Here is a 21,868-nt window from a genome sequence, read left to right as displayed (position 1 = left end):
CTCCCCGAAAAAAAATAAAACCACGGAGATCGCTACATGGACTCATGCCTGTCCGCCAAACTTGAAAGCCTCCACCGAGCGCAAGGCAACACCCGCCGCAGCTTCCTGAAAAAGTCCTTGGCTGTTTCCGCTACGCTCGCCACCGTCGGCAGTGCCGCACTGCCCCGACTCGCCGAGGCCGCCGAACCCTTGAGTCAGCGCTATCCAGATCCGCTGATTCATATCCTCGACGACAGCTTCCTCGAATTACGTGTTTTCAACGCCAGTGTTGAAAAACTTGCCACCGGCATGCGCTGGGCCGAAGGACCGGTGTGGGTCGGCGATGGCCGCTATCTGTTGGTCAGTGACATCCCCAACAATCGCATCATGCGCTGGGACGAAATCACCGATACCTTCAGCGTGTACCGCGAACACTCCAATTTCTCCAACGGCATGTGCCGGGATCGCCAAGGGCGTTTGATTGTTTGTGAAGGCTCTACCACCACCAGCGAAGGCCGGCGCATCACGCGCACCGAAGCCAATGGCACGATCACCGTGCTGGCCGACAGCTTCGACGGCAAGCCCTTCAACTCGCCCAACGACATCGTCTGCAAAAGTGACGGATCGATCTGGTTCACCGACCCGCCCTTCCAGACCGGCAACAACTACGAAGGCCACAAAATCACCCCGAGCCAACCCCACGCCGTGTACCGCATCGACGGCGAGAGCAAAAAGGTCACGCGGGTCATCGACGATCTGAACGGCCCCAACGGTCTGTGCTTTTCTCCCGATGAGAAAACACTGTACGTCGTTGAAGGTCGCGCCAAGCCCAATCGCCTGATCTGGGCGATTGCCGTAAAAGACGACGGCACACTGGGCGAACGCCGCAAGCACATCGAAGGTCTGGAATATGCAGCTATCGACGGCATCAAATGCGACGAAGCCGGCAACCTGTGGTGCGGCTGGGGCGGCAATGGTGACCCCAAGGCCGACCTGGAAAAACTCGACGGCGTGCGCGTTTTCAATCCGCAGGGCAAGGCCATCGGGCACATATCGCTGCCAGAGCGTTGCCCGAATTTGTGCTTTGGCGGGCGCGAAGGGAATCGGCTGTTCATGGCCAGCAGTCACTCGATCTATTCGCTGTTCGTGAATACTCGTGGGACTACGTTTGCGTTGTAAAAGCGCGGTTCGTCTCGCGACAGTTTCGTGAGTATCGAAACGATAGTCTGCCGCGCATCCAAGGGTGCGCGGCATTCAAGCCCGGTTACTATCCCGCCTCGCCGGCCCCTGTGAAACGCCCTAGCGTCAGACACCCCAAGATTGTGTTCGAAATTGATAAAAGTCTTTCCCAGATTCACGCCTGTTTGCGCAAAACCCTCAAGCCTAAAGTTCGTCCTGCCAGCAACATCACACTTACTTTAGGAAATCACATCATGAAAACGGCAATGATCATCGTCGCACTGTTGGGCTTCAGCTCTGTGGTAGCAGCGCAGGAAGGTTCTGCAACGACTAAACAGGTCGAGCAATATCGCTACGGTACCCACCTGGATGTCGCCAAGGTCATCTCTGAAGACCCGGTGCCGGATGTTTGCGCAGTGGTACCGACGCACATGACCTACCAGGATTCGCAAGGCAAACGCCATGTACTGACCTATAACGTCATGGGCCGTTGCAGCCAGGGCTAGGTCAGTTGTTCGCCGATCATTGCGCCTCGGAGAGTGGTCTCATCGAGGCGCAAATACCTTTTTGCTCCGCAGTATTTCAATCGATCAGTTCTTTGGCCGTGGCTGCCAGCTGACTGCCAACCCGATCTTTCAGCGTTTCAATAAACCGGGTGATTTTTGCATCGACAAACTGCCGAGAGGTATAGACGGCGTACACGTTACGCTCATAGGTATGGTAGTCAGGCAAAACCCGCACTAGCTTGCCGGAACGCAAATCGTCGATGGCCGTAAACCCGGCCAGCAAGCCAATCCCCGCGCCCTCTCGAATGGCATGTGCCATCGCATCCATATCGTTAACGCTGAAACTTGGCCCTGTCGGGACAAATGTCGCGTCCCCCGCCTTGCTTTTGAGTTGCCACTCATCCCGGACATAGTCCACGGTACCCAACAACAGACACTGGTGATCCCGCAGGTCTTCAGGTGTTTCCGGGGCCGCATGCCTAGCCAGGTAATCCGGCGACGCCGCCAACACACAATGGCTGACGCCGATCTTCTGGCTGACATACGCCGAATCGGGGAGCGCGCGGGCGATCAGAATCGAGACGTCAAGTTGGTCTTCCAACAGGTTAGGCATGCGTTGCGAGAGCAATAAATCCACCGTCACCTCCGGGAATTGCTGGCGGTACTCCAGCACCGCCCCCGTGACCAGATGCCGGGCCAGCCCAGGAACGCAATGCACCCGCAGTGTTCCCCGAGGCTCCAGCGCGGCATTGCTGGCTTCGGCTTCGGCACTCTCCAGATCAGCCAGAATCTTCGTGCAGCGCTCATAGAACCGTCGCCCGGCATCGGTGACCGACAGGCGTCGGGTCGAGCGTTGCAACAGGCGCGCATCGAGCACGTTTTCCAGCGCAGAGACAGCACGCGATACGTTACCGACGGTGGAATCCAGATGATTGGCCACGGCCGTGAAACTGCCCATCTCGACAACCTTTATGTACACCGACATGTTCGAAAGTTTATCCATCGCGACCTTCCTGTAGATCTGACGCTCACCCGTGATAGCGCGCACTTTTTCCGGATGCTACACGTTCGGCCCGCGGCTCGATATTACCTCTGGCGACAACAATGATTCCCTCTGGCCCGTCTAAATCAATGGCCCCTCCTTCCATAGACTTGGTTGCACAGGCTGCCTGAACCGGCGCCGGGTTTCTTACGAATCTCTGACAACCAACTGAAGGGCGCATCATGAAGACTTCCTACGACCCGCTTTATCTTTTCATCGGTGGTGAATGGATCAGTGCCGAAGGGCGCGATACCGCTGCTGTCGTCAACCCGGCGACCGGCCGGGAAATCGGCCGCGTCCCGCTCGCCACCGCAGGCGATCTTGATCACGCCTTGGAAGTGACTCGCCTGAGCTTCGAGCAATGGCGCCAGACCGTGCCTGACCAACGCGCAAAAATCCTCAAGCGTGCCGCCGACCTGATCCTCGAACGTGCGCCGCAGATCGCCGCGCAGATGACCCTGGAGGAAGGCAAACCGCTGGGTGAAAGCCTGGATGAAGTGACCCGTGCGGCGGAGTATTTCGAATGGTTCGCCGAAAGCGCCCGGCGTATCGATGGCCGTGTGGTCCCGGCTAACCGGCCAGGCGTGCTGCAACTGGTCAAACGCCAGGCCATCGGCCCAGTGGCCGCATTCACACCGTGGAATTTCCCGGCCATCACCCCGGCACGCAAGCTCTCGGCAGCACTGGCCGCCGGTTGCAGCGTCATTCTCAAACCCGGTGAAGAAAGCCCTTCCACAGCGCTGGCCCTGGCGCGTGCACTCGACGATGCAGGATTGCCCAAGGGTGTGCTGCAAGTGGTGTTTGGCGTACCGGATCAAGTGTCCAGCCATCTGATCGCCTCGCCGATCATTCGCAAAGTGACCTTCACCGGTTCGGTGCCTATCGGTCGCCTGCTGTCTGCACGCGCTGCCGAAGGCGTGAAGCCCATCACCCTTGAACTCGGTGGACACGGACCGGTGCTGGTGTTCGAGGATGCCGACATTGAAAAAGCCGCAGTCGAAGGCGTCGCCAACCGCTTTCGCGGCACCGGGCAGGTGTGCATTTCATCCACTCGGTTTCTGATCCAGCGTGGCGCCTATCAAGCCTTTGTCGATCACTTTGTCGCGGCGACCCAAGCCCTGAGAATCGGTGACGGCCTGCATCCGGACACTCAGGTCGGACCGTTAGCCAACCCAAGGCAATTGGCAAAAATGGAAGAACTGGTCGCCGATGCCGTCGAAAAAGGTGCACGAGTATTGGTCGGTGGCGAAGCCTTGTCAGGCGAGGGCTACTTCTTCCAGCCCACCGTTCTGGCGGATGTGCCGATGAACGCCCGCATCATGCACGAAGAACCCTTCGGCCCCATCGCCGTACTGATGCGGTTCGATGAGCTGGCCGATGGGCTGCAAGAAGCCAACCGCCTGCCCTACGGACTTTCGGCCTACGCGTTCACCTCCAGCGCGCGCACGGCCATTGACGTCGCCGACGGGTTAGAGGCCGGGATGATCGGGATCAACCAATACCGCATCGTCGCAACCGAGCTCCCGTTCGGCGGCATGAAAGAAAGCGGTCACGGCTCCGAAGGTGGCATTGAAGGCATCGAGCACTATCTGACCCACAAATTCATCAGCCAGGTTTAAGGAACTCGCCCATGTCCAAGCTCAATTTCAGCAGTCCTCGCGAAGCCGCGCGCGCGTTCACGCCAAAGCTGGCGCAATTCGTCGACTCGACGCTTTATCCGCAAATCTGGAGCGATCCCGCGCTGTCCCTGCGCGACCGTAGTCTGATCACCGTGGCGGCATTGATAGCCGCTGGTCACTCGGAAGAGTTGCCTGCCCACTTACGCCGCGCGGCTGGCAACGGTGTAACCCAAGACGAACTGGCGGCAGCGATCACACACCTGGCTTTCTATGTGGGCTTCCCTGGCGCCATCACCGCATCGGCTATCGCCAACGCCACGTTCAGCGAAACGGAGAACAACTGAATGAAAGCCATCAACATCATAGAATTCGGTGCGCCAGACGTCCTCGAACTCGTCGAGGTCGCCAATCCTGAAGTCCGTCCTGACGACCTGCTGGTACGTGTCTATGCCGCCGGAGTGAACCGAGCGGATCTGACGCACCGGACCGGTGGCTACGGCCATCCGGATTTCGGCGACTCGCTGATCATCGGCTTGGAAATCGCTGGCGAAGTGATCGGCAAAGGTAAAGCGGTGACGGGGTTCGAGGTCGGAGATCGCGTCATGGGTGTGGTCGGCGGCGGCGCCTACGCCGAGCAGGCACGCATCGATTACCGCATGGCCATGCACATCCCTGCGCAGGTTGACTATGTACATGCGGCGGCCATTCCCGAGGTCTTCGTCACGGCCCATGAAGCGATGATGCACCTGGCTCGGCTCAAGGCTGGCGATTCGGTGCTGATACACGCGGCCGCTGGCGGCGTCGGGTCTGCTGCGGTGCAGTTGGCTTACGCCACCGGCGCCACGGTGTATGCGACCACCGAAGGCAGCAAGTTGGCGCGTGTCGAGCATTTGGGCGCAGACGTGGCGATCGACTACAAGACGCAGGACTTCGCTGAGGTGATCGCCGACAAAACCCAGGGTCGCGGCGTCGATGTGATCATCGATTTTATCGGTGAGCCCTACTTCGCCCGCAACATCGCGTCCCTTGCCAAGGGCGGTCGCCTGATTCAGGTCGGCATCCTTGGCGGTGGCGGCAACGTCACGGTGGCGCTGGAGGACATTCTTTACCGCCACTTGCAAATCATCGGCACGGTGATGAAGTCACGCACGCAACCGGAGAAGCACGCCATGATCAAGCGATTCCGCGATCACTGGCTTGATCGCTTCGAGGGTGCCGGAAGCCTTGAGCCGGTCGTCGATAGCACGTTTGCTCTAGCGCGGGCTGCCGATGCGCATCGCCGGATGGAGTCTTCCGGGAACGTCGGGAAAATCATTTTGACGATGCAGCCAGAAGACTTGATTTAAAACGGGTCGAATGGTCGATTAACAACGGTGCCCTTGATGGGCACCGTTTTCTGCTTATGCATTGACATGCATAAGTGTTCGGGCTTAGTCGACCTGTTCCGTATGTCGACAACCCGCTTCTCATGCCTTTCTTTGAAAGTTCGACGTGGGGCTGGCCATGCCTTTCGACATTGCGATGATTGTGGCTGAGGTGAAGAAGCTGTTGGCCTCCTCATAGATACTCAACGACAAAGGCAATTTCGGCATTGGCATTGCCCGCTCGCATTTGCGCATTGGAAGGCTCGATGCGCACGAAGCGCGCTTGCAAGTCTACAGATGCATTCCCGCCTTCCGATGTAGGCGCTTTTGTTATGTAGTTCTGATTCAGCTTGAGTGGCTTCCCGTCTCTGAAGCGCATCTGCAATGCCAAACCTTTGGCAGTGGAGCTACTGTTCAGATTTACCATGCCAGTATTAGCGTCCCACGCAGGGCTGCCCGCAGTGGGCGAAAAGGAGTAGCGGAAGTTGTTTATTCCGGCAGGACAGTTTTTCATACTGAGAAAAAAGTATTGCTCCTTGGCATAGGCACCGTTCTTCGGGAAATCGCTCAAGTTATAGCTACCCATATCAACTTTTACATCGGGTGTTTCGCAAGACTGTGAGACCACCCGCGTGCCACTTGTATTCAATGCAAGAGGCTCGATTTCAGCAGCGACAAATTTCCCCAATTGGCCTGAGGGTATCGTCGCACTACCGGAAATCTCACCCGTCTTTACAAGCCGCAAGATGTGCTCAGTGCCATTCCACCCCCAACCGCCAGCGACGTCGGAGTCACCCGGAAAGCCTTTCCATACTTTGCCCGATGGCGGTCGAACCCATTGCCAGCCGATGCCGGTATTTCCAATGGGAAAAGTCTGCGCGCCCGCCTGGGTGGTGCCCACAGAATTGCGCACACCTTCATTGTGTACCGCAGAGCACCTGAACGAACTGGGAATGGCTCCCAGGGTCACGATTGGGCTTTCATAGATAACCGTGCCGGTCGGCGTGTCCCGCGGCACCGAGATCGTGGCCGGAAGGACAACTCGGAGGTTGCCCATGGAATTGTCGGGATAAAATTCGCATACCGCCGCCGTTGCGTTTGACGACAGCATGTACAAGAGCCCGACAATTGATATATGGCATAACTTCATAACACTCCCTCTGACTCTGCGCTGCATGCAAAAAACTGAATGATTGACGATGGTGCGAATATTTAACCGGCAGCAAAATCACCATAAACGGAGCGAAAAGATAATGAATAAATAACACTTGAGCAAAAGTTTTATTTATTCAAAAACCAGACAATTCTCATAGACTTATAGCCACTAGCTAAATTCGGAATATCTATAAAAAGCCAAGTTGAACACCTTTGCCAGCGCAAATAACCAACAACCAATTTAAGACTCGTCTTAAAGGCACAACGAAACTCTGGCATTACACTGACTTCTCTTGATAGGAGAAACGATTCCGTGAGAGCCCTCGATACCCTCAATAGCGCAAAACCCCAGAGCAACGCCGCCATCTACTGCCTGACGATTCTGGCACTGGCGCTGATCGCCATGACCGTGGTCGCCGGTTACCAGCTCAATGAACTGTTTCCACTGAAGGATGTGGTGCAACAACAGGAGGTCCAACTCACCCACCGCGCCGATGCTATCCAGTCAATGAGCGCAGAACTCAAGCGCCTGGCAGAACAGAAGCAAGCCCTGGAAACCGATCTGCTTAACGCGAAGGAACAAGTGAAGGCCGCCGAGACGGCAAAGACCGAGCTGGAAAACACTCAACGCGCGACGCAAACCAGCACCGCGTTAGAGGACGAAGACTCACTGTGCGCGATCATTGAGCAAAATATCCGGCTCGTCGCGGACCAGCTCAATCGCGACGATTTCTTCCGCTTGCGTGATGAGCGCGAAGCTGATGCTGAAGCCGTGCTGGAAAGCTATGAAAAACAACTCGCCCACTGCATTGAACAGCTGACGGCACAAACCGCATTGCCAACACAGAAATGAGCCTGCACTCGTTGCGCAATACGATTGATCGCGGACCGAAAAAGCCCTGGCAATCAGGGCTTCCCGTTAACTTTTTAAAGCTTGAATTCCTTGGTCAACTTATTCAGCGAGGCCGCCAATTGCGAAAGCTCCGCCGATGCAACTGCCGTCTGTTTCGAACCTTCTGCGGTTTCGCAAGACAGGTCGCGAATGCTGATAAGGCTTCGATCCACCTCGCGTGCAACCTGAGCCTGCTCTTCGGCAGCGGTCGCCATCAGCAGATTTCGTTCATTGATGAGATTCAGTGAGCCAGTAATGTCGGTCAGCACTTCGCCGGCGATATTGGCCATCTCGAGCGTTCTTTCGGCCTGAGAGCGGGTGTGGCTCATGGAAGAAACCGCCCGACTGGTGCCCGACTGAATGGAGCTGACCATGGATTCAATGTCCTCGGTCGATTTCTGCGTACGTTGCGCCAGCCCTCTCACCTCATCTGCAACCACGGCAAAGCCACGGCCCGCCTCCCCCGCCCGTGCCGCTTCGATGGCCGCGTTCAAAGCGAGCAGATTGGTTTGTTCGGCGACTTCTCGGATCACGTCCAGCACGCTGCTGATATCGCTCGCCATCGTAGAAAGCGCCTGCACTTCAGCCGAGGTGCTATGCACGCTGGAAACCATCAGATTGATTGCCGCGACCGTTTCGCTGACCTGGGCTTTACCGGCAACAGCTGCTGCGCTTGATTCCGACGTCAGTTGCGAGGTCGATGCGGCGTTGTCCGCGACCTGCTCCACCGCCGCACTCATTTCAGTCACGGCGGTGGCGGCCATTTCGATTTCATGACTCTGACGCTGAGTGATACGCGAAATATCTTCGGTGACGCCGTGCATGACTTCCGAGGTTTCGGCCAACTGCGTGGACGAGTCACGGATCATGATCAGCGCATCACGCAAACTGGCCTGCATCGCGGCCAACGAAGACAGCATCTGCGCCGCCTCATCGGAACCATCCAGCGCGATGGTTTCGCTCAAATCGTTGGCGGCGATGCATTCCGCAACCCTTAGCGAGCCTGCAATCGGCACCGTCAGGCTGCGCGTGTACAACACCGCCAGGGCCAAGGAAGCACCGATGGCAATGACAATGAACACACTGACGATCAACAGCGTGTGTTCGTAGACATTGTCGGCCTGCTTGCCCGCTTCATATGCTTCGATCTCGTTGAGAGCAATCAGCTTTTTGAGCGCGACCTGCACGCCGTCCGAGGCGGCACGCATCTGATTCTTTGACAGCGCAATGGCCGCTTCAAGCTGCCCTTTCGCCACGGTTTCAAGGTATTGGTCCTGCGCCTGATCATTGACCGCTTGTGCTTTGGCGAACTCCTCGAACGCTTTACGCCCAGCGTCAGTAGTCAGCAGATCAATGAGCGCTCGTTGATGATTTTTGATGAGCTGACGCGATTGCTGAATGTCCATCAGGGCCTGAGCCTTGCGCTCAGGGGTTTCGATAGGGTTACGCAAACGGGCGTTATTGCCCTTGATTTCGATGAACTCGCGATCCAGTTGGCCGAGCAGCTTGATGCTTGGCACGATGGTCGTCTCGACATAGGTTTCTGCCTTGTTGAGCAAGTCGACTTGCTGCAAGGCGATCAATCCGATCGCGATAATCATGAGACAGAACAAGCCAAAACACAGCGCCGATCGCGGCGCGAGGTTGAGTTTACGAAGCAGCATGATGCCTTACCTTAGAGTGTATTCAGACAATGGGTCTTACGAGCTGGCAGGAAAGCTGGCGCAGACAATCAGCCGTCACCGCGCAAGGGTGCAGCTAGCGGTTTGCACACGAAGACAGCGTGGGATCAGTTGAGGCCGGCTCCGCACTTTCATTGAGCGCGGGATCAGCCAGCATCAGAAAATCCGCCAATCGCGGCAGATTGATTTTCGAGACCAGACGCATCCAGCGTTGCGGATGCGGGTTGAAGAAGGTCTTCGACCACTGATGATCATCACTGGGGTTGAAAATCAGCAGGTGACGAATCAGCGGGTTTTCCCCAAAAAAATCGAGCGGATCCATCGCCATCTCGTTGAGCAACTCAGCATTGACGACGACCAGGCTGAGCCGCTGGGGGCAGTAATACGTCAGTATTCTCAGGTCACGATAAGTGCATACGTTCACGACGCTGAGACAGCCCAGCTTGTTGAACTGCTGTTCAATCGACAGGCCTCTACGCACGTCGCTATCGGCGATCAGGATCCGCAAGGATCGACTTCGGTTATTTTCAAGAAACATCGGACACCTTTGGCAGCTCCATTCTTCCTTTCAAGAAAATAACCAAGGGCCAGCCCGTCCGATATGAGACTTGTCTCAAAATGACCGCGGGGGTCGCTGAACGAAAACCACACTTTGCTGACAAGCCCGCGCTAGCGGGGCCCGGCATGGTTCAAAGTCTTTGGAGGGAGGGATTTTGCAACAGTGGAGAGCGGCGCAATGCCAGAAGCGCGAGACGGTTGTGTACGAACCAGACAATTCTCATTATTAATGCCCCTTGTTGTCAGTAACCTTGAAACAAGGGGCGCAAACTCATTCTTTCTCAGTCCATCAAGGCAGCGTCAGCGTCACGACGTAATTGCCAGTCGTTATCGGGTGGCCGTTGTTGTCCGTGAGCAGCAGGCGCTGGTCGTAATATTTTTCCTGCTCGTGGGTATCGGCAATCATCTTCACGAATACTTGCTGGCGCGGCTCACCCCGCCCAGCCGCACTGACGTTGGTCACCGAGAACATCTGACCAGTGCTCGCCTGCGGACAATCAAGCAGCTCGAAAGAAGCAGAAGCACGGCTGGCGCCACTCGCCATGCAACTTGCCTCGACAATCTGTCCGCTGAAGCGAATCACTCCGCTGACGGGCGCAGACTGGGCCGCGCTGACGGTGTCAAAACCAAGCAGGCAGAGACTGGCAATCAATAAAGGACGTCGAATGATCATCGCGAAACTCCATGGTTATTAACCAAGGTATCGCCCGTTGCAAAATGATCTTTAACGTCCCCCTTCATTACAAGGCCAGTCAGCAGGGCCCTGCGCCAATACGGTTACAGCTCGACCCGTTTGATTTTCTTGATCAGATCAGCTTGTGCATGCTCAAGCTTCAACGCGCTGCGATTGATATCCAGTGGATCGATGACCGGCGCTTCGCACTCGGCCTCAAGGTCGTTACACGCCTCGATGACCTGATGCTCGGCGACGATGCGCGCCGCGCCCTTGATCCGATGTGCCAGGTCAGCCAACAAACCGGGATCGCTTTCGGGTATCAGCGAATGCAACTCCTCCAGATCCTTCTCGCAACTAGACAGCGCCTCGCGCAGCAGTTCTTTCATCATGTCGAGATCGCCTCCGGTGAGTTCGGTCAGACGCTCGCGAATCGACCCCAGCTCCTTGATACTCGCCGCTGGCGGGCTTTGAACCGGCTCGGTTTCGACATTCTTTTCCCAGCCGGCAAGCATGGTCGACAAGGTGCTGAGGCTGATCGGTTTGAACAGACAGTCATCCATCCCCGCCTCTCGGCATTTCACTTTTTCTTCCGGCTGCGCGTTGGCTGTGAAGCCCAAGACGATACACGGCGCGCCACCACTGTCGCGTTCGTCCTGGCGGATGGTGCGGGCCAGTTCATAGCCGTTCATGACCGGCATGTTGCAGTCCGTGATGACAATGTCGAACGGCTCAGAGCGCCACAACGCCAATGCCTGCGCTCCATCGGCAGCGTCACGCACCGCCTGGCCAAGAAAGCTGAGCTGCTGCATCAGCAGCAGACGATTGGCGCTCTGGTCATCCACTACCAGAATCCGCAGCGTCGGCACTGGCTTGTCCTGGACGACCGAAACAGGCAGCACCTTGCCGCCGAGCGGACTGAGGATATTGAAGAACAGCGATACTTCCAGGCAGGTGCCTTTGCCCAGCGTACTGGTGATGTTCAGCCGCCCGCCCATCAACTCGCACAGCGAACGTGAAATCGCCAACCCCAGACCGGTGCCGCCCCGGTTCGAGGGGCCGTGATTGGCTTGCGAAAACGGCTGGAACAGGTTCTGCAAATCAGCGCTGGAAATGCCGATGCCGGTGTCCTCGACTTTCAAGTCGACCTGCAAACGTTCGTCAGCAAGGCGTTGGCCACGAATCGAGACGCTGACATGCCCGGTATCGGTAAACTTGATGGCATTGCCGACCAGGTTCGAGAGCACCTGCTGGAAGCGCATCGGATCAACCAGTACGTCACAGCCGACGGTGGCGTCGATATCGAGCTTCAACACCAGACTCTTCTGCCTGGCCAGGCCGTCGAAGACCCGCGCTACGGATTCGACCAGTTCGCGCAGGTTGGCACGTTTCGGCGAAAGACTGACATGCCCAGACTCGATGCGAACCACATCGAGAATGTCGCCGATCAGCTCCAGCAGGCCTTTGGCCGAGTCGTAGGCCACTTCAATCGCCGGTCGATCGAAGTGGCCCTGCTCGGCGCGCTTGAGTGTGAGTTCAAGCATGCCGATCACGGCGCTCATCGGCGTACGGATTTCGTGGCTCATCGTCGCCAGGAATGTGGTTTTGGCGCGGCTCGACTCATCGGCCAGCTCTTTCGCCGAACGCAACTCTTCGATCAGTTCGCGGCGCTCGCTGATGTCGATCCAGCCGCAGATCACGCCTCTGACTTCGCCCGTTGTGTCGTGATAAGGCTGAATCCAGTGATAAATGATCAGCCGCGTATCACCGACATGCAGCGTGCGATCCACCTCGTAAGGTTCGTCCCGCTCGATGACGCGCAGATAGTCATCGTGAAATTGCAACGCCTCCTGGCGATTGCGCTTGCCGCTTTCGAGCACGGTCTTGCCAATCACGTCCTTTTCCAACAGGCCAAACGTCTGCAGATAATTGTTATTGCAGGTGACAAGCCGACCTTCCCGATCGCGAACGTAAATGGGATGCGGCGTGCCGTTGATCAGCGCCCCCATGAACTTCAGTTGATCGCCGAGCAAGCGCTCTGCCCGACTGCGCTCGCGGATCTGCCGGCGAATATAGAAATTCCACGCCAGCGATCCGAGGATGATCAGGAATGCGCCAGCGCTGATCTGGTAGATCAACGTCTTGTAATCGCGCCACGACAAACCCGAGAACGCAGCAATGGGACGCCAACGGTTGAGAATCACGTCCAGCTCATCGGGTGGAATGCTCAACAGAGCCTTGTTCAGAATGCTGACCAGTTCGGTATCGGCGCGTCGGGCGGCGAAGGCGAGGAAACCCTTGTTCATGCCGACGATGTTGGAGATGCGCAAACTGTCGCTGTAGATGTGAGCGATGTAGTAACGCGCACTGTGCAACGTGGTAATCATCGCGTCTGCTCGCCCATCCTTCACGTCAGCCAGAGCGCCCAGCACTGTTTCGCTGTCGACAATCTCGATGTCGGGGTAATCCTTGAGCAGCTCACGCTCCGCCGAACTCTCGGGGACGGCGACACGCTTGCCGCGTAGCTCCTGCAGGCTTGACGGCGCGCCTGCGTCCTTGGCGGTGACGATCACAAAGGGACTGGCGAGGAACGGGTGGGTGAAACGCATACCGACTTCACGGGAGACGGTTGGCGTCAGCAACGAGATATCGGCACTGCCATCCAGCAGGCGTGTGCTCAAGCTGGAAAAACTGTCGGTGCGCTCTACATCGATCTGCAAACCAGTGCGCCGCTGAATCAGCTCCAGCAGATCGGCGCCGATCCCGCCAAAATTGCCATCGCCATCAAAGAACGCAAATGGCGCCTGATCGTCATTGATCACGAACCGCGCGACCGGGTGCAGTTCAAGCCAGCGTGCTTCACCGGGTGTCAGATCGATGCGTTTGGGTGTCAGTGCCCCGCCGCCACCGGACCAGCGCTTGGAAATTTCGGCTATCTTGCCCTCACCCATCGACTCGATGACCGAGTCGATCAGACGCAGCAGTTGATCATTACCTCGGCGCAAGGCAAAGCTGAAACCGCTGGTTTGCGTTTTGACGAAAGAGTGCAGGCGCACATAGTTGAAGTAGTTGAGATTGATAAGATAATTGCTGGACACCGTGTCGCCCAGAAACAAATCGACTTTGCCAAACGCCAGCGCGGCCAGTGCCAACTCGTTCGATGGGAAAAGTACGAACTCGGCGTTGGGGTACAAGCCATGCAGCTGACTGGATGGCAGGTAATCGTCGGCAACCGCAATACGCAGACCGGCCAGATTGGCCGGCATCGGTCGCCGATCATCGCCGCGCATGAACATCGCCGGCACGTCTTCGACATAAGGTTTGCTGAGCGTGACGAGGCCATCGATCAACTCGAAACTGTTGGAGCTGCCCAACATGTCGATGTCGCCGCGTTCAAGCGCCGCCATGGCCTCGCGACGGTCAGGATAAGCCTTGACGGTAACTTCGACATGCAAGGCCTGGCCGATAATGCAGGCAATGTCGGCGGCAATCCCCTCATAACGCGTACCGCTTGCGGTCATGACATAGGGCGGAAAATCCGGAAGCGCCGATCCCAATACGAGGCTGCGTTTCTGCCGTAGCCAACTCCAGTCTTCATTGCCCAGATCGACTTGCACCTCCTTGCAGTCCGATCGACCGAACACCTGCAGAGTGCGCGGCTCTGCTGCCCACAACGACCCGCTACCGAACACGAAAAGCACACTGACTAGCAAAACACCGCGCAACAGATGAAACATAAGCGAGTTATCCCTGGTTGTCGGCTGTCAGGCTGTGCTGCAACTTGAACAGCTCTGCATCACCACGAATGCCAAGCTTTTTGAAAGCGGCCTGTTTTTGCCCACTGATGGTTTTGCGACTGCGCGAGAACTTCAAAGCGATCTGCGTCACCCCCATACCCTCGAGGCAGCAGCGCAAGACTTCTTTCTCTTTCGGCGACAGCAGAGGATTGCTCAGAAAATCGTCGCTGTGCGCCGCGCCGTCATCATTGCTACCAGCAGGCTCATCGACTGACACAGGCAGCACATCAAGTTCGAAGGCCATTGCCTGCGACAGGTACAACTGGCCGGACGCTGCGCAGCGGATGCCGGTGATCAGGTCATCGACTGGCTGGGACTTGCCGAAGAATCCGCTGACGCCCGCTCCGATCGCCATGTTCACTACTGCCGGGCGCTCTTCGGAGGATGAGACGAGGATGCGCATGCCCGGATATTGCTTGCGCAGCAGGCGAATCAGATTAAGCCCGTCCAGCTCGCCATCGTGCAGCTTGTAGTCGAGTATCAGCAGGTCGATTTCGGTCTCGCGCAATCCAGCGAGCAACTGCGCACTGCTCGCGTACACGCCCACGACACTGAACTCGGCTTCGCGCGTCAGCCGCGATTTCATCGCCAGACGTATGAGCGAGTGATCATCAAGGATGGCAACGCGTAACGGATTCACGACTGACCAATGCATGAACAGCTCCATGATGAGGAGGGTTGAAGGATCATCAGCACTTGGCAACCGCAGCCGATCCCGGGCATCACCGAAGCATTCAGGTGCATCTGATTGATTTCTCGTCACATGATGATTGTTTTGAAGACGTGACGAAATAGGGCTTTGTCCCAAAAGTCAGACCGCGCGCGCGGATCAAAGGTCGGACGTGCCTATTGCCCGGCGCCAGGACGATTTTTGACCCTCGAAACGCCAATCGACCAGGTGCGCCCAATTCATGGGCCGGGCATAGAAGAAACCCTGCCCCCACTGGCAACCGAGTCGAGCCAGGTGATGAACCTGATCTGCGGTTTCAATGCCTTCTGCGACCACTCGCATGTCCAGCTCGCGCGCCAAGGCCAGTGCACCGTGGATAACCGCACTGTAGCGAGCCTGCTGGAAATTCTGCACAAAACCGGCGTCGAGTTTGATTTCGTTGAACGGCATCTGACACAGTCGCTCCAGCGAAGAGTAGCCGACACCGAAATCATCGATCGCCAGGCTGAAGCCGAGCATGCGCAGACGCACCATGTTTTCCATGCTGATCTCGGGCATCTGCAGCAGACCGGTTTCCGTCAGCTCGAATATGAGCCCGGCTGGCGAGGCGCCGTGAATGCGCAACAGCGCCTTGATCCGGTCGACGAGATTCGGGTTGGCCATCTGCGTGACGTCGAGATTGAAGGCGAGCTTGAACGGCTTGCCGTGGGACTGCACGAAACGCTGCAGACTCAGTCCTTGCGTGAGCAGGCTGAAAAACATTTCGTCGAGCAGTCCGCAACGCTCGATCGTTGGCAGAAACATACCCGGTGAAAGCAACCCGCGACTGGGGCTTTGCCAGCGCACCAGCACCTCGGCGCCATCCACCTCACCACTGCGCAGGTGAAACTTGGGCTGGAAGTACGCGCGAAATTCCTGCCGGCGTATCGCTTCGAGCACTTCGTTCTCCGTAGGCTGATCGAGATGACTTTCCGCCAGTTTGGCATCGACCTGGCTGTGCGGCCGATAGCGAGCCAGCAATGGCGCCAGTACATCGACCATCAAGGGCTTGCCGACACTGCCAAGCAATTCCAGGCCCTGCAACGTGACAATTCGATCGACCGTGCGTAACAAGTCTTCAGGCAGTGAACTGCAGATGATCACTGCGCGAATCAATCCGGCCTCTCTCGCCAGGCGCAGAAAGGTCAAACCATCCATCCCGGCCATGCTCAAGTCACACAACGCAACGTCCACACCTCCTGCCTGGGAGATCAAAGCCAGCGCATCCTTTCCGTCAGCCGCCTGAAAGATATTTTTGTAACCCAGACTGTTAAGCGCGCTGACCGCAGCCGTGCGCTGGAAGGCGTGATCTTCCAATACCAATATACGAAGCGTGTTCACAAACCGGGAACCTCGTTCTATCAGCCATTAATAGCGAAAAGCTTGAATCATCTTCCAACAGAAAGATTGCTCACAAACTTTGCATTGACTGAGAATTTCTGCGTCCGCGAATACTAATCAGGTAGAGCTCGCGCGACTTTGAGAATTGTCTCATTTAGTCCACTGCACTTTACTGAGAATATAAATACGCACTTCCGATATTGCCGCCTTGTTCGCACTTGCCACGCTTTAAGACAAATCTCAAAGACCCATCGCTATCACCGACCTAACATGGCCTGGCATTTCAATGCAGCACTTCACAATAACTTCGGATATAAACATGAAAAAGTTCGCTTTCGCAGTACTCACTCTTTCCGTACTGGCTGCCTCCACTGGCGCACTGGCTGAAGAAGAAGCCGCTAAAGCCGTCAAGGGCGGCAGCGGTCAAATCAGTTTCACCGGCGTCATCAACAACGACGCTTGCTCGGTAGATGGCGCTTCGGGTAACGACAAGATGATCGCTGTGGACATGGGCAGCGTGTCGATCAAAGACATGGGCACCGATTCTGCCCCGGGTGCTGGTCGCGTGGCTGCCAACGATTTCAACCTGAAAGTGAACTGCAACGCCGGCACCAAAGTGTCGATGCTGTTCAAACCAACCGTCAACGGTGGTTCGGGCCTGGTTGATGGCAAGAAAGTTCTCAAGCTGCAAGGTACTGATGCAGCCAAAGGCGTAGGTATCGCGCTGCTGGACAGCAACGGCCAGTTGATCGACCTGAGCTCTGAAGCCACTGCCAAAGTACAGACCAGTCTGACCGGCGACGGCACCACTGGCGGCGACGGCACCCTGTCGTTCGCAGCCGCTTACGTCACCACCGGCGACAAGACCACCGCTACTGCAGGTACCGGTAACGCCACTCTGCCGTTCGTTCTCGAATACGAATAAGCAGCGCGCAATACCTGGACGGGGCCGCTGTGCCTCGTCCTTCCCCACCAGATCAATCGGTGAAAACTATGTTAAGTCGCTATTTTCCGCTCTGCCTGGGGCTTGCCGGGTTGTTGATGACGCACTCGGCATTCGCCAGCATCTCCTTGAGTTCCACCCGGATCATTTTCGATGGCGCGCACAAAGAGGCAAACGTCACCGTGCGCAACGGCGGGCAAACCATCCTGGCGCAATCGTGGCTGGATGCCGGCGACGCGGCTGGCAGCGCGCCGCCGTTCGCGGTGACTCCACCGCTGGCCCGACTCGAACCCAATCAACAGCAACTGTTGAGGATTCTTTATGAAGGCCGCGGCATGCCTGCGGACAAAGAGTCGGTGGTGTGGCTGAACGTGCAGGAAATCCCTCAGGCCAGTGCTGCCGATGTCAATACGCTGCAACTGGCGGTACGTCAGCGCATCAAGGTTTTCTTCCGTCCGGACGGACTCACCGGAGCCGCCGCGCAAGCGCCGGTGCAACTTGTATGGCAACTGGTCACGCAAGCTGGCAAGTCGGTACTGAAAGTAAAAAATCAAAGCAATTACCACGTATCGCTGGCCGACCTGAAAGTCGCTGCTGGAAATAAAGCGGAACTGGTGATTGATTCGACAATGATCGCTCCGGGCGAAGTTCGCTCGTTCAACTTGAAAGAGTTGCCACCCGGTTCTCCACGCCTGACTTTTTCAGCCATTAATGATTACGGCGCACAACAACGATTCGATGCACCACTCAGCGCTATCGAAAGTCATGCCGAGCGCGTGAAAGATGCATCCGCCCAGTAACTTCCTCGCCCCGCCCCGCCAATTCACAAGCTATTTACGAGTTCCGGACTCCGGTTGAAGCAACACGGACTGATAAGGCAAATTGCATGTTTTCCTCCCAACACCACACATCTTCAAGTTGTGTAAAGCATCACGTTGCGCGCCATAAAAACAAAACGGCGTTGGGCTGCCTGCATCCATTGTGCTTTGCCATCAACATGGCCATTTGTGGCTTCGCCATGGGTGCCGAAGGCCCCGCCGCGGTAGCGGGTGAAGCGTTCAATACCTTGTTTCTGGAAGGTTCATCGGCGGTCGATCTGCAGCCTTTGTTGAATGCCAACAGCGTTCTGCCTGGCCGATATCGCGTTGACGTTTTCAGCAACGGCACGCTGGTCGGTCGTCGCGACGTTGATTTCGCGGCCAACCCGCTCAACGGCAAAGTCGAGCCACGTATCACCCTGGAATTGTTACAGCAGCTGGGTGTGGACATGCGCAAACTGCGTGAGCAAGGTCTGGTTGATGAGCAACGGCCTGCCGATCACTACGATCTTGCGTCGATGATCGAGCAAGCCAGTATCAGTTTTGACGCCAACCGCCTGCGCCTCAATATCAGCGTGCCGCAGGTTGCTATGGCACGCGGCATGCGCGGCTATGTTGACCCAGAGCTTTGGGACGATGGCGTGGCCGCCGGATTCATCAACTATCAGTTGAGCAGCACCCGCAGCAAAACCGATTACTCGACGCAGATCTCCAATAATCTGGGGCTGCGCAACGGCATCAACTTCGGTGCCTGGCGTTTGCGTAACGAGTCCAATCTGAGCAGTGCCACCGGCCGGCCCAATCGGTTTGTCAGCAACCGCACTTTCATCCAGCGCGACCTCACGGCGATCAAGGGGCAACTGAGCGCGGGTGAAATCTTTTCCGACTCAGACCTGTTCGACAGCGTGCGCTATCAAGGCGTCAAGGTAGCCTCTGATGAGGGCATGCGCGCAGACAGCGAGCGCGGCTATGCGCCAATCATTCGTGGCGTGGCTGAAACCAATGCGAAGATCGAGGTCCGCCAGGATAACTACATTCTTTACACCACCAACGTGCCGCCGGGGCCGTTCGAGATCAGTGATATCTATCCATCGGGTTCCAATGGCGATCTGGAGATCACCATTGTCGAGGCGGATGGTCGGCGCAAGGTCACCCGGCAGGCGTTCTCCGCCCTGCCGACGATGGTGCGTGAGGGACAGTTGAAGTACAGCCTGTCGAGCGGCAAATTCAACAACAACAGCGAAGGCTATGACAAGCCGGCCTTCCTGGGCGGCACTTTCGCCTACGGTCTGACCAGCAACCTGACAGGCATTGCCGGCATTCAGGCCAGCAATGGTTTCAAGGCGCTTTCCGTCGGTGCGGCGAAGAACACTTCGATTGGCGCGATGTCGCTGGACGTGACGCAATCGTCCAGCAAGGCATTTGGCAAAACGACCCAGGGCAGCAGCGTACGCGCGCTCTATGCAAAGACCTTCACCGGCACCGATACCAGCTTCACCCTCGCCGCCTATCGTTATTCGACCGAGGGTTACCGCACGCTGACCGACCACGTTCAAGACACCAGCACCGGCGCTACACGGCGCGCAGGTAACGCCAAAACCCGTACCGACCTCACGGTCAACCAGACCCTGGGCGAAGCGCGCCAGTACGGCTCGCTGTACTTGAATGCCAGTGATCAGCGCTATTGGGATCGCGGCGGCTCGCGCAGCTTCTCCGCCGGTTACAACAACAATTGGCGCGACCTGAACTACAACATCAGCTTGAGTAAAACCGAGGAATTCGGCACACGCGGCGACACCACTCACGACACCCAATTGAGCGTTTCGATCTCATTCCCGCTCGGATCGACACCTCGCGCACCTCGCGCCTACATTTCCAGCAATCATCAGAATACCGGCACCAGTACACAAGCCGGGATCAATGGTTATCTGACTGAAGACAGTGACACCTACTATTCCGTACAGACCGGGCGCAGTGTGCAAGGTGATCGCTCCGGCTCACTCAGCCTGAGTACCCGTACAGCGATGGGCGATCTGGGATTGGGCTACAGCCGAGGCAGCGGTTATGAATCACAGAACCTGAGCGCGGCCGGATCGATCGTGGCTCACGCGGGGGGAATCAACATGGGCCAGACCGTCGGCGAAACATTCGCAATGGTGGAAGTGCCTGGCATGTCAGGGGTAGAAGTCAGCAGCTACTCCGGCGTGAAAACCGGCCTCAACGGCTATGCCGTCCTTCCAAACGCACAGCCCTATCGCGTGAATTGGGTGACACTGGACACACGAAATCTCGGCGGTGACATAGAGCTGGACAACGCCACTCGACAACTCGTACCGAGACGAGGTTCAGTAGTGCTCGCGCGCTTCGAGGGCAGCAAAGGTCGACGGATCCAGTTCGAACTCTACGATGCCGAGGGCAACCCCCTCCCATTCGGAGCGGTATTGATGGATGCCGATGGTAAACAACTGGCACTTTCCGACCCCACCGGCAAGGCGTTAGCGCTTGTTACCAAAGATCAAGGGATTATTACAATCAAGTGGCAGGGTAAAAGTTGCCCCGCCCCTTACAAGCTTCCAGAACGACTGAAGGATTTGAACTATGAGCATTACCGGCTTTCTTGCTCAACCAGCGTAGACACATCGAAATAACACGTTCAATTCTTCAATCTTCAATATCAAGGCTCTGATTTATTCAGAGCCTTGTCGTTTCTGCGCGTCTAGCCATGGCGCATAAAAACAAGACAATTCCTATATCCTCATGCAGAAGACTCATTACCATAAAAGGCGTAGTGAGCACTCACGCGCAACCGTGTGAGATCAATAGCCCCAACGCCCTATAGCCGAGAAAGCCAAGAGAATTAGCCATGCCAAAAATCAGTGCAATGAGCGTAACCATCTATAAGAAAAAACCAGAGAACAACCAACACATAAAATCAGATTCGCAAAATCATCTATCACTTACGAAGAAAACCACTAGCGACGACAAGATTAGAATTGATTCCAGAGAAGAAGGTGTTGATACGGTCAAACAGCCTATTAGTGCAGTCGAGCTCATAAAAAAACAAATTGCCGAGATGCAGCAACAACTTGCCACTCGCAGAGCAGAGCTGGCTAAAATCGAAAGAATGAATATGCCAGAAGAAGAGAAGTCTCAAAGAACAATCGAGATTCAAAATCAGATTTCTGTATGTGCTGGCAACCTCCACGCGCTGCAGGCAACATTGATCCAAATGACACTCAGCGTTGACACACACGCTTGAAATCCCCGCCGATGGCCGCACTGGCGCAGGCCAACGCCTCATGGCGCGTCGCAAAGCGACGCGCCGAAGGTACGTGGCCCGAGCCAGTGCCTACCCATCAGCAGCTGCCGGGCGGGATGCCTTCCTTGTTAAAATCTTTGAGGCGCTTTTGCTCTTCCTCTGTGGAATGCGCCGGCGTCGATTGATCAGGTACTTCTTCCTCTGGAAATTGTGCTGTTTCTTCAGTCATTGCTTTGCCCTCGTTCTGGTTACTCATTCGGCATCGGCCGAGGGCTGGCAGTTCCAAAACTTCGCACCTTCTCCCTCTCGGCGAGCAAGTACTCTTAAGTCTCTGGATAGCGCAACCTCACAC

At 56.5% G+C, this 21,868-nt stretch carries 19 protein-coding genes; 10 read left to right on the top strand and 9 right to left on the bottom strand.

Going from position 1 to position 21,868, the window contains the following annotated elements; all coding sequences use genetic code 11:
• Positions 1-36: 36 nt before the first annotated feature.
• Entirely contained in the window at positions 37-1,158 is a 1,122-nt protein-coding gene (locus PspS49_RS15055) for an SMP-30/gluconolactonase/LRE family protein (protein ID WP_160040051.1), read from the top strand.
• Between the two features lie 254 nt (positions 1,159-1,412).
• Complete coding sequence (locus PspS49_RS15050; protein ID WP_160040049.1) at positions 1,413-1,664, top strand: DUF2790 domain-containing protein; 252 nt, start codon at positions 1,413-1,415, stop codon at positions 1,662-1,664.
• 76 nt (positions 1,665-1,740) lie between these two features.
• Here the strand turns inward: PspS49_RS15050 and PspS49_RS15045 are convergent, their stop codons facing one another.
• Positions 1,741-2,667 (bottom strand): LysR family transcriptional regulator, encoded by a 927-nt coding sequence (locus PspS49_RS15045; protein WP_150729215.1) that lies wholly within the window; start codon positions 2,665-2,667, stop codon positions 1,741-1,743.
• 221 nt (positions 2,668-2,888) lie between these two features.
• Here PspS49_RS15045 and PspS49_RS15040 point away from each other — a divergent pair, with 221 nt between their 5' ends.
• From PspS49_RS15040 to PspS49_RS15030, 3 genes are read left to right on the top strand one after another with little or no spacing between them, the layout of a single operon-like run.
• A complete protein-coding gene (locus PspS49_RS15040) occupies positions 2,889-4,325 on the top strand; it encodes an NAD-dependent succinate-semialdehyde dehydrogenase (protein ID WP_160040047.1) in 1,437 nt (478 codons plus the stop codon).
• 11 nt (positions 4,326-4,336) lie between these two features.
• On the top strand, positions 4,337-4,669 hold the full coding sequence (locus PspS49_RS15035; protein WP_077572896.1) for a carboxymuconolactone decarboxylase family protein: 333 nt from the start codon (positions 4,337-4,339) through the stop codon (positions 4,667-4,669).
• A complete protein-coding gene (locus tag PspS49_RS15030) occupies positions 4,670-5,671 on the top strand; it encodes an NAD(P)H-quinone oxidoreductase (protein WP_160040045.1) in 1,002 nt (333 codons plus the stop codon).
• A 211-nt stretch (positions 5,672-5,882) separates the two neighbouring features.
• Here PspS49_RS15030 and PspS49_RS15025 read toward each other — a convergent pair whose 3' ends face one another.
• Positions 5,883-6,800 carry a fimbrial protein gene (locus tag PspS49_RS15025; RefSeq protein WP_230669501.1) on the bottom strand — a complete coding sequence of 306 codons (918 nt, stop codon included), beginning with the start codon at positions 6,798-6,800 and terminating at the stop codon, positions 5,883-5,885.
• 357 nt (positions 6,801-7,157) lie between these two features.
• On the opposite strand from PspS49_RS15025, the gene PspS49_RS15020 reads away from it, so the two are divergent.
• Positions 7,158-7,697 (top strand): hypothetical protein, encoded by a 540-nt coding sequence (locus PspS49_RS15020; RefSeq protein ID WP_160040043.1) that lies wholly within the window; start codon positions 7,158-7,160, stop codon positions 7,695-7,697.
• Positions 7,698-7,771: 74 nt separating this feature from the next.
• Here the strand turns inward: PspS49_RS15020 and PspS49_RS15015 are convergent, their stop codons facing one another.
• The 6 genes from PspS49_RS15015 to PspS49_RS14990 form a co-directional block, all read right to left on the bottom strand.
• The gene (locus PspS49_RS15015) at positions 7,772-9,400 is read right to left on the bottom strand and encodes a methyl-accepting chemotaxis protein (protein WP_077572900.1); all 1,629 of its coding nucleotides are present in this window, start codon (positions 9,398-9,400) and stop codon (positions 7,772-7,774) included.
• A gap of 94 nt (positions 9,401-9,494) precedes the next feature.
• A complete protein-coding gene (locus PspS49_RS15010) occupies positions 9,495-9,956 on the bottom strand; it encodes a hypothetical protein (protein ID WP_077572901.1) in 462 nt (153 codons plus the stop codon).
• A gap of 309 nt (positions 9,957-10,265) precedes the next feature.
• Positions 10,266-10,649, bottom strand: a complete 384-nt coding sequence (locus PspS49_RS15005; RefSeq protein WP_077572902.1) for a hypothetical protein — start codon at positions 10,647-10,649, stop codon at positions 10,266-10,268.
• A 104-nt stretch (positions 10,650-10,753) separates the two neighbouring features.
• Positions 10,754-14,386, bottom strand: coding sequence for a transporter substrate-binding domain-containing protein (locus tag PspS49_RS15000; RefSeq protein WP_160040041.1), 3,633 nt, complete (start codon positions 14,384-14,386; stop codon positions 10,754-10,756).
• A 7-nt stretch (positions 14,387-14,393) separates the two neighbouring features.
• Complete coding sequence (locus PspS49_RS14995; protein WP_034154080.1) at positions 14,394-15,101, bottom strand: response regulator transcription factor; 708 nt, start codon at positions 15,099-15,101, stop codon at positions 14,394-14,396.
• Between the two features lie 174 nt (positions 15,102-15,275).
• On the bottom strand, positions 15,276-16,496 hold the full coding sequence (locus tag PspS49_RS14990; protein ID WP_122661958.1) for an EAL domain-containing response regulator: 1,221 nt from the start codon (positions 16,494-16,496) through the stop codon (positions 15,276-15,278).
• Between the two features lie 319 nt (positions 16,497-16,815).
• On the opposite strand from PspS49_RS14990, the gene PspS49_RS14985 reads away from it, so the two are divergent.
• The 4 genes from PspS49_RS14985 (at position 16,816) to PspS49_RS14970 (ending at position 21,516) form a co-directional block, all read left to right on the top strand.
• A complete protein-coding gene (locus PspS49_RS14985) occupies positions 16,816-17,421 on the top strand; it encodes a fimbrial protein (protein WP_034154082.1) in 606 nt (201 codons plus the stop codon).
• 68 nt (positions 17,422-17,489) lie between these two features.
• Positions 17,490-18,239, top strand: a complete 750-nt coding sequence (locus PspS49_RS14980) for a molecular chaperone (RefSeq protein ID WP_034154083.1) — start codon at positions 17,490-17,492, stop codon at positions 18,237-18,239.
• A 218-nt stretch (positions 18,240-18,457) separates the two neighbouring features.
• On the top strand, positions 18,458-20,905 hold the full coding sequence (locus PspS49_RS14975; protein WP_160042542.1) for a fimbria/pilus outer membrane usher protein: 2,448 nt from the start codon (positions 18,458-18,460) through the stop codon (positions 20,903-20,905).
• A 215-nt stretch (positions 20,906-21,120) separates the two neighbouring features.
• Complete coding sequence (locus PspS49_RS14970; protein WP_160040039.1) at positions 21,121-21,516, top strand: hypothetical protein; 396 nt, start codon at positions 21,121-21,123, stop codon at positions 21,514-21,516.
• A 97-nt stretch (positions 21,517-21,613) separates the two neighbouring features.
• On the opposite strand, the gene PspS49_RS29995 is transcribed toward PspS49_RS14970, so the two are convergent.
• A complete protein-coding gene (locus PspS49_RS29995; RefSeq protein WP_086936038.1) occupies positions 21,614-21,745 on the bottom strand; it encodes a hypothetical protein in 132 nt (43 codons plus the stop codon).
• Positions 21,746-21,868: the final 123 nt, after the last annotated feature.

The organism is Pseudomonas sp. S49 (assembly GCF_009866785.1).
Taxonomy (GTDB): Bacteria; Pseudomonadota; Gammaproteobacteria; order Pseudomonadales; family Pseudomonadaceae; genus Aquipseudomonas.
Note: the sequence above shows the minus strand (reverse complement) of the source record. Positions and strands in the feature narration are given on the sequence as shown.